Raw genomic sequence first — 12,905 nt, forward strand, 5'->3', positions numbered from 1 at the left:
AAGATTTAACTGCTGTAAGCTCTTATTTGGACAATATTTCAAATAAAGCACACGACAAATTAGTTATCACTATTATACCGTTTTTTGCTCCAAAAATCAAGGCTTTCTCCAGGTTTTCTACTGGATCAGACTAGTGTCGATTGCCACGATTTGAGCTGTTTCGATTTGAACTATTGCTGGATGAACTATTGGTTGTCGAATTGTTCTTATTATTCGACTGATTTCCACTGGAATTACCGAGAATGGCTGCCCAAGCACTTTGATAATCGCTATCCGATCCCCCGATGGCAAAGCGGTATTGAGTGGTTGGCGCTCCGTTTTTGGCCCAAAGGCTCGTCACCATTTGACCGCTCACATCGATATCCCGACCATTGACATTGACGCGGCCCGGTCTTTCACCAGTCGATTTGAGCACTTCAGAGCGGATCACACTCTTATCGAGAGTGAATTTATCCTGAATCCCAAAGAGACTTGGATCTGCTTGGTAGATTGCATTCGCCAACTGCGCCATGTATTGGGCATTGTTGTTGTATCCAGTCAAGGTCTGCATGGAAGCATTGTTGTCATGACCGATCCAACCTCCTAAAGAAACATTAGGGGTGGACAGCATCAACCACATATCTCCATTTGAGTTAGTGGTACCGGTTTTTCCAATCCAGTCTGCACCTGCCAGCGTTGGGTTGACTTGGCTAATCCGTGACTTAAAGGTCGTTGTTGCACCAGACGTAATAACCCCGCGCAAGAGATCCTGCATAATCGTTGCCGTTGCTGGAGAGTAAACACGAACAGGATCTGCCTCGTGCTTGTATACCACATCTCCATCTCGATCAATGATTTGCTCTACCATGTAGCGTTTGAGGTAGTTCCCATTGTTAGCAATGGTTTGGAAACCATTGGTATGTTGGGCAACAGTGACCTCAATTCCTCCCCCCATCGGCAGACTCTCAATGCCATATTCAGGGATATCATAGCCCATTTTCTTCATGTAGGATGGGACATCCACACCTTTTTCACGAAGAGTCCGGTAAGTCCAGTAAGCTGGAATATTCCATGAGGTATTGAGGGCCTCACGGAGATCCATCATGGCTGTCCCTCGGCTATCCACGTGCATGATCGGCTCCCCACTTGAGAAATTAGTCGGGTAGTTAGAAAGGATGCTATTGCTTCCCATCAAGCCTTGGTCGATGGCAATCCCATAGGCCAACAGTGGTTTGATTGTAGACCCTGGGGAACGCTCTGTATCAAAGGCATGGTTGTTTTGGTTGCCGTCAAAATTCCGTCCACCGATAAATCCTAAAACGGCACCCGTTCGGTTGTCCATAAGGACATTCCCAACTTCTACAAGACCCGTCCCATCATCCAAGACGCTTCCAAAATTCGCTACCGCGGCCTGCATCGCATTGTGAACCGGTTTGTTGATCGTGGTTTGGATGGTGTAGCCACCTTCGCGCAATTCGCTCTCAGCTAATTCTTGGTAAGCCTTGACGGTTTCATTATTTTTCAAGTCTTGCTTGGTGACATTGTCTCGCTTGATCAAGTAATCATACATGGCTTCTTTGGCTTCTGCCATGGCTTGGAAGTAGAGGTAGTCATGCGGTGTTTTCTCGATGCCATCTGGAGCGATGAAGTCTTTGGTCAAGTCGTACTGAGCATAGGTCTCGTAGTCTTTTTTCGACAAGGTTCCCGTCCGGTACATATTGAACAAAACGTCTTTGGCACGCGCCAGACCTAACTCGAGGTTCTCCTTGCTCTTTAGGCTACCGTCTGCAGCATAAGGAGAGTAGACAATCGGACTTTGTGGCAAGCCAGCGATAAAGGCCGCTTGTGGAACAGACAAGTCTTTTGCAGAGACGCCAAAGATCCCTTGAGCTGCAGCTTCCACACCTGCAATATTTTGTCCTCGATTATTTCGTCCAAAAGGCGAAACATTTAAGTAGGTGGTTAGGATTTCATTTTTATCCATTCCCCGCTCTAAAGCTAGGGCATCAACAATCTCTGTCGCCTTACGAGTAAAGGTTGGAGCGTCTCCCACGACTTGCTGTTTGATCAACTGCTGGGTCAGAGTTGATCCCCCACTAGAGGAACCCACACCGGCTACGGATCCAAGTGTTGCCCGAAGAACGGCTTTAGGTACAACCCCCTTGTGGCTTTCAAAATTCTCATCCTCAGTAGCGATCACAGCCTTCTTGACATTATCTGAAATGGCGTCTCCTGCGACTGGCGTGCGGATCAAATCACTGTCCACTTCTGCAATCAAGCTCTTATCGGAATAAGTCAGTTTTGAAACACTGCTGACGTTGCGGACCTGCTGGACCAATTCTTCTGTCTTTGGAACCTTGACATTGCTAAAGAGGCTCGCCGCATAACCAATCCCGATCCCTGCACCAAATAAAAAGAGGCACACGAACAGGGCGATCATGACATCCCACAAGAGTTTGAGGGTCCTCAAAAATGTCGCAAAAATATCGCCGACAGACCAGCTACTTTCCTCATTTTTTTCCTTATTCGGAGTTTCTGTATACATCTTTGCAAAGAATTTTTGGACTTTCTTCCAAAACTCTTGCAGCTTCTCTTTTAATTGATTCACTGATTCTTTCTCCTTGTTCCCTATATTATAGCAGATTAGGCCCTTTGTTTTCAATCACAAGAGCGTAGAAATCGTCACTCATTCTTCCTGGGTAAGGACAAGAAAATGATGGAAACCATTGCCATTTCCGTGGTTTATGGTAGAATAGAGAAATGAATAAACTTATAAAGGAGAAAAGACACATGCACATTTTTGATGAGCTAAAAGAGCGTGGTTTGGTATTTCAAACGACGGATGAAGAAGCCTTACGCAAAGCACTGGAAGAAGGTCAGGTTTCTTATTATACTGGTTATGATCCAACTGCTGACAGCCTTCACCTTGGTCACTTGGTTGCCATCTTGACGAGCCGTCGCCTTCAACTAGCAGGCCACAAACCTTATGCGCTCGTTGGCGGTGCGACTGGTCTCATTGGTGATCCGTCCTTCAAAGATGCTGAACGTAGTCTCCAAACAAAAGAAACTGTACAAGAATGGGTTCGCTCCATTCAAGGGCAATTGTCTCGTTTCCTCGATTTTGAAAATGGTGACAATAAAGCCGAAATGGTCAACAACTACGATTGGTTTGGAAGCATTAGCTTTATTGACTTCCTTCGTGATGTCGGAAAATACTTTACGGTCAATGCTATGATGAGTAAAGAATCTGTTAAAAAACGGATTGAAACAGGGATTTCTTACACAGAGTTTGCCTACCAAATCATGCAAGGCTATGACTTCTACGTCCTCAACCAAGAACACAATGTAACCCTTCAAATCGGTGGATCTGACCAATGGGGAAACATGACAGCCGGTACTGAGTTGATGCGTCGTAAAGCAGATAAAACTGGTCATGTTATGACTGTGCCTTTGATCACAGATGCAACTGGTAAGAAATTCGGTAAATCAGAAGGTAATGCGGTCTGGCTCAATGCAGACAAAACATCTCCATACGAAATGTATCAATTCTGGATGAATGTGATGGATGCGGATGCTGTGCGTTTCTTGAAGATCTTCACTTTCTTGTCACTTGATGAGATTGAAGAGATCCGCAAACAGTTTGAGGCCGCTCCTCATGAACGCTTGGCTCAAAAGATCTTGGCGCGTGAAGTGGTTACCCTCGTCCACGGCGAAGAAGCCTACAAGGAAGCCCTCAACATCACCGAACAACTCTTTGCAGGAAACATCAAAAACCTTTCTGTAAAAGAACTCAAACAAGGCCTTCGTGGTGTGCCAAACTACCAGGTCCAAGCAGAAGACAACCTCAACATTGTTGAACTCTTGGTCACAGCTGGTGTGGTAAATTCTAAACGCCAAGCCCGCGAAGATGTTCAAAACGGAGCTATCTACGTCAACGGCGAACGCATTCAAGACCTTGACTATGTCTTGAGCGATAGCGATAAATTAGAAAATGAATTGACCGTTATCCGCCGCGGTAAGAAAAAATACTTTGTTTTGACTTATTAAGAAAGTAAAACCACGAAGTTAATACGAAACTTCGTGGTTTTCTTATACACTTTTTTCTGGGACTATTTCCCTTTTCTGCGATACAACAATGCTTGGTTGATTCGTTGAGTTTTTTTATGGAGTTGCCAAATCTGGTAAAGCCAGATCAGGCCGTAAATGGCTAGAAAGATCAACCAAGGAATCGGGCTCCGTAAGGCTGCCCCCCAGCCAAAAAATAAGTAGGTCAATGCTAAGATGGTAGCTGTCACAACTAAATGCAGGACCACACGCAAACTATAGGTCAAAAACTCTTCTTCCTCAAGAATGAACGTCAAAACTCCCATTGTTCCACTCATTAAAAAGATCGCTAGGATGTTGCGTACATTCACAGCGGGATAGACGATGTTGGGATAGATATGGGATAATAACACCAAACACAAATAAAAGAAGGATCCTGTCCTCATACCAGATACAAAATAAGCTATAACTCGTTTCATCACTTTCTCCTATACCCCTAAATAATCCATCAAGGATTTGACATATTTCCGACTGACACTTGATTTCACTCCGCGTGTCAGTTTAGCCATCATATTGCCTGAAAAACTATCCGATAGCGATTCTAAATGGTCGATATTCATCACCGCGTGGCGTGATATCTGTAAAAAATTACGACGATTAATCCGATGTTGAAAATTTGTCAAAGTATCTCTGACGGTGAACGTTTTGTCTGTCGTATAAATGGTTAGCTGATTCTTATCAATCTCGGCTAGAATAATGTCATCAATTTTCACCATAATCAAATGATCATCTGTTTTGATAGGAATCACTACTTGATTCACTGTCGAAAATTGTTCGAGATAGTCCATCACCTCTCGTGCTTGATCAGATAATTGCTTGGCTTGAATGACCACACAGGGGTTGCTTTCTGCGATATCCTGTTTTTCCTCAAAACGAATCTTCATTCCTACTCCAATTCTCACTTACTTTCTTTTACTCGATCTTTTTGCCAAGGAAATCCAAATCCCCAAAGCTAGAAGAATACCTCCTAACACTATAAGGTATGTTTGTTCCTTTGTCAATAAAGCTTGCCATTTGAGCTGAACGCCCATTTTTTCTTGAAAATCTCGAAGAAGATCATCTCGCCCCTTAAAGGTTTCGCTCACTGCTTCTTTCATGAGTACTTGTCGATAAAGTGCAGCAATATAAGTTGCTGGAGTACATTTCATTAGTAGTTGTGCAAAATCAGGTAGAACACCTAAAGGTACATAAGTCCCTACCAAAAAACCGGAAGCTGTACCCACTATGGTCGCAAACTTTCCAAGACTGTCTACGGATTGGAAAAAATAAACAAAAATGGCATTCACTAAACTAGAAAGCAGGCTACTAAACAGCATGATGAGGAGTACTTCAGGTAATAAAGATAGTGCTGGAGCTTCTCTAAAATAGCCACACATCAGCACATACATAAGGACTTGCATGAAAAAAGAGATGATGATTGCGCTCGTTAGATACGAAAATGGTAACCGCCACTTTCCTTGATCCGATAAATAAAGATCCTGATCTACTTGATGTTCACGGTCCTTTACTAACTGAGTCAGGGCAGCCAGACTTGTCGTAATCCCTGTCACAGCCAGCGTCCCACTCATTAACCAATTATTTAACACAGGACCACTATTTGGGAGCTGAGCCCAAGCATCTGTCAGATTTTTTTGAAGAAAAATAATATAGAGAACAAAGGAAATCAAGGCTCCCAACAGGGAGAAGAAAACTCCTGAACGATTCCTAAAATACAATAAAAAATTTCGCTTTAGTACGGCTAGCATTAGCGGACCTCCCTTCCTGTAAGTGCAATAAAGGCATCATCCATGGTCCCTGGACGAAACTCAAAATGGGCTAGATTATCTCTAACTTGCGCCAGATAATCAATGGCTTCCCTTTCACTCTTGGGTTGAAAAATATACTCCAATTGACTTTGTTGCTCTACTGACATTCCCGAAGATTTGAGACTTTCTATCTGCTGCATCTCCTTGAAACGAATCTTCAAGATATTTTTTGCATACTGGCTCTTAATATCTAGTGCCGATCCTTGAGCAATCACTTCCCCATGGTCTACAATATAAATTTGATCAGCTTCATCTGCTTCGTCAAGATAATGCGTGGTCAATACAACGGTCATTCCCTCTTCTCTCTGCAATTGATAGAGCAAATCCCAAATGGACTTCCGGGTTTGAATGTCTAAACCTGTCGTTGGCTCATCTAAGAACAAAAGGTCTGGACTGTGTAGTAGAGCACGCGCAATGTCAACCCGACGCTTTTGACCACCTGAAAGCGTCCCGTATTTCTGCTTTTGGAAAGCTGATAGGCCTAGCTGATCAATAAGATCAGACACACGATCAGGTTTTAAGCCTTTATACTGTTTCGCACGAATGGTCAGATTTTCCCTAACCGTTAGCATCTCATCTAAGACACTAGTCTGGAAGACCACACCAATTTTCGTACCTGGTTCATAGATGATTTCACCTTGCGTTGGTTGTTTCAAACCAATCAACATGGAAATCGTTGTTGATTTCCCCGCCCCATTTGGTCCTAGAATCGCATTAAAGGTTCCCTTTTCAAACTGTAAATGAATATTGTTTACGGCTAAATGATTTCCATATCGTTTACTGATGTTTTTAGCTTGTAATATCATGTTCTCTCTCCTTTTGATAGAACCAGTCTAGCAAAAAAGCCGTTTAAAAAACGGCTTTTGGGGATAAGTGGTTAAAATGAAGAGATGAGTGGCGAGATAGAAGAGATTAAAATGAGGGAAAAATTCATTGCAACCATTCTTTTCCCCATTGATTCAAGTCCTTTAAAATCGGCATCAGTGATTTGCCTTTTTCTGTCAGCTCATATTCTGTATGGAGTGGCATCGTTTCAAAATCATATTTCTCAACCAATTGGTTCTCTATTAAAACGTCTAAGCCACGTGTCAAACTGATAGTTGTTATCCCTTCAACTTCTCTTCTCAATTGATTGAAACGAACTCTCTTATGCTTGTTTATAACCCATAATATATTCATCCTCCATTTCCCACCAACCACATCTAAGACTCGAGACATACTACAGTTCCAATTTTTATTTGTTAACATTTTTTCTCCTTACAAAAATGTGCCTACTATTCAGGTAGTTTGTAAAGTATTATAATCTATTTATCATTTATTTTAAAGGAGTCACTTATGTTTATTGTAAACCTTACCTATATCAAGCCCCTTGATGAAGTTGAAAAACACTTAGAAAAACACATAGATTTTTTAAATCAGTATTATACAAAAGGTCTTTTTATCGCATCTGGAAGAAAAAATCCAAGAACTGGCGGTATCATTCTCATGAGAGCAAAAAATAAAGATGTTGTCCAAGAAATCATTGCACACGATCCATTCTATCAAAATGAGATTGCTCAATATGAGATCATTGAATTTGAAGCAAGTAAGTATTGTCTAGAATTGAAAACCCTCCTCAGCGATCCATTGGACGAAAATGAGGAAATTAAATAAAGAGACTCAAGGTCCATTCAATACCGCGTAGAACCGTTAAAAAAGTGTGACTTAGTCCCATTACAGCATCGGTTGCTATCTAGAGGCTCTTTTGTTACACTACTAATATGAATACACCGATCAAACCAAAATTACAACGATTTCAAACAGCCACTGCCTTTGCCTGTCCCATCTGTCAATTGGACCTAGAACTTGTGGGGACCAGTTTTAAATGTCCCAAGGGCCATTCTTTTGATTTGGCGAAATTTGGCTATGTCAACCTGGCTCCCCAGATCAAGCAATCAAAGGACTATGACAAAGAAAATTTTCAGAATCGCCAGCTGATCTTAGAAGCAGGGTTTTATGAGCCGATTCTAACAGCGATCGGACAAAAAATTCCGACCAGTGATGCCAGAATTCTAGATATCGGTTGCGGAGAAGGTTATTACTCCCGAAAGCTACAAGAAGCCTATCCCAAGGCTACTTTCTATGCATTTGATCTTTCAAAGGAATCCGTACAACTAGCTGCCAAGAGTGATGCTAGCTGGAAGGTCAATTGGTTTGTAGGAGATTTGGCTCATTTACCCATTCAATCTAAGAGTATGGAGGTCATTTTGGACATCTTCTCCCCGGCTAATTACGCTGAATTTGAACGTGTCTTAAAGACAGAAGGGGTGATCATTAAGGTCGTCCCAACCTCTTCTCATCTAAAAGAAATTCGTCAGTTGGCCCAAGATCAATTGACCAAGCAATCTTACTCCAACCAGGAAATTTTGGAGCATTTTGAAGACCACTGCCAGATCCTCTCATCCGAAACGGTCAGCCTCACCAAGAGTTTAACTCCTGAAGAACGCCAGGCGCTCCTCGCCATGACCCCTCTTCTATTTCACGTAGACCAAGAAAAAATCGACTGGACCCAACTCACAGAAATCACCATTGAGGCCCAAATATTGGTTGGGAAAATCAAGATACAAAGAACGTAAAATGAAAAGTAAAAAGGCTGAGACAAATCGTCTCAGCCTTTTACTCATCTTCTGCATGCTCTGTCATGACTTGTAAAGCACTTTTTAAATTCTTTTTGCTATTTGTGCGATTTTTTCGAGTTCTTCTTTCCGTTGACGATCACTCATATATTCCACTCGTGTAACTTGTGTCACTTTAACCGGTTTAATACCACAGGGTTTCAAGATTTGGGATTTTAGAACCTTTGCGTAGTCTTGAGAAAAAGGAAGAAAAATTTTTGGCGTATTATGCGTCGTAATGATCCACGCTTTTCCATCTAGTTGCCCCACCGGACCTCGAGGTCCATTCTGATAAGCAAAACCTGCAACAAAAACACGATCAATAAAACCTTTTAAAATAGCTGGCATTCCACTCCACCAAGTAGGGAAAATAAAAATCAACTGATCCGCCCAACTCAATAAATCTCTATACGGTTTCATGTCTTCATTATGCTGTAAATCTCTCCTTTTATGCCTTTCATCAAAACGTAAAACCGGATCAAAGTTTTCTTTATATAAGTCTACTATTTTAACTCTATGATATGGTGCTAAATGTTTTTGCACAGTTTGTAGGATTGATGCATTATAACTTGTTTCATTCGGATGTGAATAGATTATTAAAACATTCATCAGCTGTCTCCTTTTATATAAATATCAAGCATCGTTCTGACGGTCTTTTGAACATCATTTTCTTTAAAGCTTTCTCCAACAGGACTCCTTACCAATAGAGCCAAACCAGCAATAAAACTCCAAAAATGGATCAAAATTTCTGCGTCACCACTAGAAAGATTTTCCTCATCTTTAAGTCTTAACGCTACCGACTTAAAATGTTCAAATCCTGGTAAAGAGGAGTTGACTGAAATAGTTTCCTGGGATAACTCCATATAGTTATATGGAAATTTGATAAATAATGCTTCAAATAGATAGGTTTCCTCTTGGGCAAACCTTACAAAGTTACAGCCCATCAGAGTTAGTTGAGTTCTTGCATCTATGGAAGTATCAATTCCAAGTATCATATTTTTCAAAAAGAACATTGATAAGTGTTCCATAACAACTTGAATATATCTATCTTTACTTCCAAAATGCTTATAGGGAGCTCCATGAGTCACCCCACATTTTTGAGCTATTGTACGCATAGACATCCGGTCAATCCCGTTAGTTCTGATTTCTTCAATGCCGACCGAAATTAACTTTTCTTTCAGTTCTTCCGTATTCCGTTTCATTTGACCACCTTTCCTTATCAAAGTATACGTCGTCTACTTTTTATAAAGTATACACTGTCTACTTATATTTGTCAAATAAAAAAATACTCAAAAGTTAGCTTCATAGTCTCTGACCTTCTGTTATGTACTCACCTAAGGAAAGTTTCTAAGAAGACGTTGTCTTCAATCAAAAGGCTGAGACAAATCGTCTCAGCCTTTTACTCATCTTCTGCTTGCTCTGTCATAACTTGTAAGCGATAGGTTTTAGGCGATTTTCCACAGAGTTTACGGAAAACCTTGTAGAAATAGCCTACATTACTGTAACCGACTTTATAGCAGATATCTTCAATGCTGTCATTGGTCGATAAGAGGAGCTGCTGGGCAGCCTTAATCCGCTGTTTGTTGAGGAGTTCTGCGAACGTTGCATTGGTTTCTCGTTTAATCAATTGGCCTAAATAGACTGGATTGATAAAGAGAGCCTGACTGATGTCCTTGAGTGACAGCTCTTTTTGGTAATCACGGCTAATCACTTGGAGGACACTCGCTACATTTTCATTCATCCGATAGTGGGATAAGAAACGGGACAACTCTTCCTGGATGAAGCTAATCATCTCGCTAAAGGTAGCAGCTTCTTGGACTTTCTTGACCACATCGGCCAAATCATCTCCTTGCAGGTATTCAAACAAATGAAAGACATCCATCAAAAATTGGATAAAGAGTTGCTTGGTCAGCGAAACCTTAGGTGTCTTCTCAAGGATCATTTTTTCCAACCAGTCCAGTTCTTCTAAGATCTGTTGGATATTTCCTTGCATGATCACCCGGTAGGCCGGCTCGTAGTAATGGAAGACCTCTTCATCTTGATTGAGAGGGGTCGCCCCATAAAAGAGGCTCCGCTCTACTAGGTCCTTAAATTGACGAAAGTGCTCCTTATAAGGAGGCTCAAAGACCTTCTCAATCATGGCTTCTTCTTCTTGATCTGAGATAAAGAGTTGAAGATTTTGCCCGAGAACTTGGTAAGACGAGCTGATAAAGCCTTTTTTCTCCTTAGCAACCCCAATCCACAGTGAGTTTCGTCCTGCGATATACTGACAAAACTCTTCCTCTGAGATATCATCGTGAATCAAGCGGTTGGCCAACTCTTGGCTTGGTTGCTGGATTTGGTGCTGGATTTTTTCTAGGATATTGCCCATCTCCACCTTATTGACCGGTTTGAGCAGGTAGTCTGCCACGCGCAAATTGAGGGCTGTCTTGACATATTCAAAATCCTGATAGCCTGACATAATGATAAAAGCAGCATCTGGAATCAAATCCTTCATCTCTGCAATCATCTGAAGTCCGGTCTTTCCAGGCATATTGACATCCGTGATCACCACATCCACTGGATGTTCTCGCACATAATCAAGGGCCTGGTCGGCATCTTCTGCAGTTGCGACCACTTCCATATTCCAGTGGTCAAAGGGGATTAATTTTTTTAACCCTTCTGTAATCATATACTCATCGTCTACTAATAAGACTTTGTACATTCTGTCTCCTTTATTCATCTTGAATGGTTATCGTATAGGTCACTCCATGGTGAGGTTGGGAGAAGACTTGGATATGGTAGCGATCTCCAAAATAGAGTAGCATGCGTTCATGGACATTGACAATTCCGATGGACTGCCGGCCACTCTTTTCTTCGATTTCTGAGCGAGGATTACGATTGGCTAGTATCTCTTGAATTTTTTCTAGCTGTTCTTCTTCCATCCCGCGCCCATTATCAGTAACTAGGATCATGACTTGCCCTTCTCCTTGCAAGACTTTGACACTAATCACATTGTCCTTGCGTTTGTGATCCACTCCATGTGCAAAATAGTTCTCGACCAAAGGCTGGATGGTGAATTTGGGAATCTTCATCTTTTCCAAACCTGGATCGATCTTAAAGCCATAGGCAATCGATTTTGGATAACGCACCATGCAGAGGTAGCTGTATTTGCGACAAAATTCGAGCTCATTTTCAACTGTCGTCACTCGCTCATCTGAGATATTATTGCGCAAGAGACTACTAAACTCATAAATAATATCACCCAATTCATCCTGCTCTTGCATGACGGCGTACATCCGGATAAATTCCAGCGTATTGTACATGAAATGGGGATTAATCTGGGCTTGTAGTGCCCGCATATTGGCATCTTTTTGGCTGAGCTGCAGCTGGTAGATATCTCGAATATTCTTATCCATATTGTCTAACATGGTATTAATCATATTACCAATAACCAGCAGTTCTTGGTCCTTGGTTGAGGTATCAATCCGTCGTTCGCTATCGCCTTGACTGATCTGCTCCATGGTATCAACCAAATCGAGGACTTGACGCCTGTAATTTTTGAAAATTTGCCGCATTAATAAGTAAAGGATCAAGAAAATCAAGAAAGCAATGGAGAGAAAAGTGGTCAGGTTGGCTAGACCCTTTTTGACCAGATAACTTTCAGAAACAGCTACATCCACCTTGTAGCCATAGATCGTGCTGCGAGTTTGCCATTTAACATCTTTTGATTGCCCCTTATCCCCTTCATGGTACATCTCTTTTCCAAAAGGGGTGAAGATCCGCACAGCGACCGGAAGATCGCCTCTGGCATTATCAATCGCTGCCGTCAAAATTTCCTGGTCCAGCGTCATATAAGCGATCCCAACTCCAGCACCCGTAGTCGGATCTGTCAAAGGAACCGGAATGGCTGTCGCAGGAGCCTTGTAATGGTCCGCTGAGACTTGCTTGCCTCCCTGTGATTGCCGGGTAGAGATAAATACCGTCTTGTAATCAGACAAGGTGACATCGATACCCTCGATGTTTTTATTGCTCAAATAGAGACTGTCAATATTCTTATGTAGGGACAATTGGATATAAGAAGGGAACTGGGCATTCAATCGCCAAGTCTCATACTCCGATGGTGACAAGGTAAAATAGCGATAAACCCCTTCTAATTTTGCAGGGTTTTCAACGAGACTACGCCCTTCTTGTGTGACCCGCTGATAAGAGGTCTCAAGATCCGTCACGACTTCAGTCAAGACCCGTTGGGCGATCCGATCGGCTTCAGCTTGCTGGTTTTTCCAAGAGATCCCCGCTACGACGAGACCCATAATGGTCAAAATGACCACCATGACATAGGCGTAGAATTTTAAAAGCGTACTTAACCAGATTTTTTTCATCG

The 12,905-nt window shown here is 42.0% G+C and carries 13 protein-coding genes; 3 read left to right on the forward strand and 10 right to left on the reverse strand.

Annotated elements, in window-relative coordinates:
• Window positions 1–130: 130 nt before the first annotated feature.
• On the reverse strand, window positions 131–2,587 hold the full coding sequence (pbp1b, locus tag GMC92_RS09560; RefSeq protein WP_338324059.1) for a penicillin-binding protein PBP1B: 2,457 nt from the start codon (window positions 2,585–2,587) through the stop codon (window positions 131–133).
• Window positions 2,588–2,769: 182 nt separating this feature from the next.
• Here pbp1b and tyrS point away from each other — a divergent pair, with 182 nt between their 5' ends.
• Entirely contained in the window at window positions 2,770–4,026 is a 1,257-nt protein-coding gene (tyrS, locus tag GMC92_RS09565) for a tyrosine--tRNA ligase (RefSeq protein WP_003004779.1), read from the forward strand.
• A gap of 62 nt (window positions 4,027–4,088) precedes the next feature.
• Here the strand turns inward: tyrS and GMC92_RS09570 are convergent, their stop codons facing one another.
• The 5 genes from GMC92_RS09570 to GMC92_RS09590 all read right to left on the reverse strand — a co-directional run bounded on the left by GMC92_RS09570 (window position 4,089) and on the right by GMC92_RS09590 (window position 7,136).
• Window positions 4,089–4,502 carry a DUF3021 domain-containing protein gene (locus tag GMC92_RS09570; protein ID WP_049472884.1) on the reverse strand — a complete coding sequence of 138 codons (414 nt, stop codon included), beginning with the start codon at window positions 4,500–4,502 and terminating at the stop codon, window positions 4,089–4,091.
• A 9-nt stretch (window positions 4,503–4,511) separates the two neighbouring features.
• Window positions 4,512–4,967, reverse strand: a complete 456-nt coding sequence (locus GMC92_RS09575) for a LytTR family DNA-binding domain-containing protein (RefSeq protein WP_049523750.1) — start codon at window positions 4,965–4,967, stop codon at window positions 4,512–4,514.
• A gap of 18 nt (window positions 4,968–4,985) precedes the next feature.
• Window positions 4,986–5,828: an ABC transporter permease gene (locus tag GMC92_RS09580; protein WP_150905138.1), complete on the reverse strand. Its 843-nt coding sequence runs from the start codon at window positions 5,826–5,828 to the stop codon at window positions 4,986–4,988.
• Complete coding sequence (locus tag GMC92_RS09585; protein ID WP_155200266.1) at window positions 5,828–6,694, reverse strand: ABC transporter ATP-binding protein; 867 nt, start codon at window positions 6,692–6,694, stop codon at window positions 5,828–5,830. Before GMC92_RS09585 ends, GMC92_RS09580 begins: the two co-directional genes overlap by 1 nt.
• A gap of 124 nt (window positions 6,695–6,818) precedes the next feature.
• The gene (locus GMC92_RS09590) at window positions 6,819–7,136 is read right to left on the reverse strand and encodes a winged helix-turn-helix transcriptional regulator (protein ID WP_150905136.1); all 318 of its coding nucleotides are present in this window, start codon (window positions 7,134–7,136) and stop codon (window positions 6,819–6,821) included.
• 87 nt (window positions 7,137–7,223) lie between these two features.
• Here GMC92_RS09590 and GMC92_RS09595 point away from each other — a divergent pair, with 87 nt between their 5' ends.
• Together GMC92_RS09595 and GMC92_RS09600 are read left to right on the forward strand one after the other, a co-directional pair.
• The gene (locus tag GMC92_RS09595; protein ID WP_155200267.1) at window positions 7,224–7,541 is read left to right on the forward strand and encodes a YciI family protein; all 318 of its coding nucleotides are present in this window, start codon (window positions 7,224–7,226) and stop codon (window positions 7,539–7,541) included.
• Window positions 7,542–7,648: 107 nt separating this feature from the next.
• Window positions 7,649–8,503 (forward strand): putative RNA methyltransferase, encoded by an 855-nt coding sequence (locus GMC92_RS09600; protein WP_155199245.1) that lies wholly within the window; start codon window positions 7,649–7,651, stop codon window positions 8,501–8,503.
• Window positions 8,504–8,587: 84 nt separating this feature from the next.
• Here the strand turns inward: GMC92_RS09600 and GMC92_RS09605 are convergent, their stop codons facing one another.
• The 4 genes from GMC92_RS09605 to GMC92_RS09620 form a co-directional block, all read right to left on the reverse strand.
• Window positions 8,588–9,151, reverse strand: coding sequence for an NAD(P)H-dependent oxidoreductase (locus tag GMC92_RS09605; protein WP_155168041.1), 564 nt, complete (start codon window positions 9,149–9,151; stop codon window positions 8,588–8,590).
• Complete coding sequence (locus GMC92_RS09610) at window positions 9,151–9,744, reverse strand: TetR/AcrR family transcriptional regulator (RefSeq protein ID WP_049503230.1); 594 nt, start codon at window positions 9,742–9,744, stop codon at window positions 9,151–9,153. The genes GMC92_RS09605 and GMC92_RS09610 overlap by 1 nt, the downstream gene beginning before the upstream one ends.
• A gap of 197 nt (window positions 9,745–9,941) precedes the next feature.
• A complete protein-coding gene (locus GMC92_RS09615) occupies window positions 9,942–11,246 on the reverse strand; it encodes a response regulator transcription factor (RefSeq protein ID WP_155200268.1) in 1,305 nt (434 codons plus the stop codon).
• A 10-nt stretch (window positions 11,247–11,256) separates the two neighbouring features.
• The gene (locus tag GMC92_RS09620) at window positions 11,257–12,903 is read right to left on the reverse strand and encodes a sensor histidine kinase (protein ID WP_155200269.1); all 1,647 of its coding nucleotides are present in this window, start codon (window positions 12,901–12,903) and stop codon (window positions 11,257–11,259) included.
• Window positions 12,904–12,905: the final 2 nt, after the last annotated feature.

The sequence above is a fragment of the Streptococcus parasanguinis genome (assembly GCF_009717775.1).
In the GTDB taxonomy this organism is placed as follows: Bacteria; Bacillota; Bacilli; order Lactobacillales; family Streptococcaceae; genus Streptococcus; species Streptococcus parasanguinis_AG.

Bases quoted from the DNA above. Each gene is read 5' to 3' on its own strand.
- tyrS (WP_003004779.1), top strand. From the start codon at position 2,770: ATGCACATTTTTGATGAGCTAAAAGAGCGTGGTTTGGTATTTCAAACG.
- GMC92_RS09570 (WP_049472884.1), bottom strand. From the start codon at position 4,502: ATGAAACGAGTTATAGCTTATTTTGTATCTGGTATGAGGACAGGATCC.
- GMC92_RS09575 (WP_049523750.1), bottom strand. From the start codon at position 4,967: ATGAAGATTCGTTTTGAGGAAAAACAGGATATCGCAGAAAGCAACCCC.
- GMC92_RS09580 (WP_150905138.1), bottom strand. From the start codon at position 5,828: ATGCTAGCCGTACTAAAGCGAAATTTTTTATTGTATTTTAGGAATCGT.
- GMC92_RS09585 (WP_155200266.1), bottom strand. From the start codon at position 6,694: ATGATATTACAAGCTAAAAACATCAGTAAACGATATGGAAATCATTTA.
- GMC92_RS09590 (WP_150905136.1), bottom strand. From the start codon at position 7,136: ATGTTAACAAATAAAAATTGGAACTGTAGTATGTCTCGAGTCTTAGAT.
- GMC92_RS09595 (WP_155200267.1), top strand. From the start codon at position 7,224: ATGTTTATTGTAAACCTTACCTATATCAAGCCCCTTGATGAAGTTGAA.
- GMC92_RS09600 (WP_155199245.1), top strand. From the start codon at position 7,649: ATGAATACACCGATCAAACCAAAATTACAACGATTTCAAACAGCCACT.
- GMC92_RS09605 (WP_155168041.1), bottom strand. From the start codon at position 9,151: ATGAATGTTTTAATAATCTATTCACATCCGAATGAAACAAGTTATAAT.
- GMC92_RS09610 (WP_049503230.1), bottom strand. From the start codon at position 9,744: ATGAAACGGAATACGGAAGAACTGAAAGAAAAGTTAATTTCGGTCGGC.
- GMC92_RS09615 (WP_155200268.1), bottom strand. From the start codon at position 11,246: ATGTACAAAGTCTTATTAGTAGACGATGAGTATATGATTACAGAAGGG.
- GMC92_RS09620 (WP_155200269.1), bottom strand. From the start codon at position 12,903: ATGAAAAAAATCTGGTTAAGTACGCTTTTAAAATTCTACGCCTATGTC.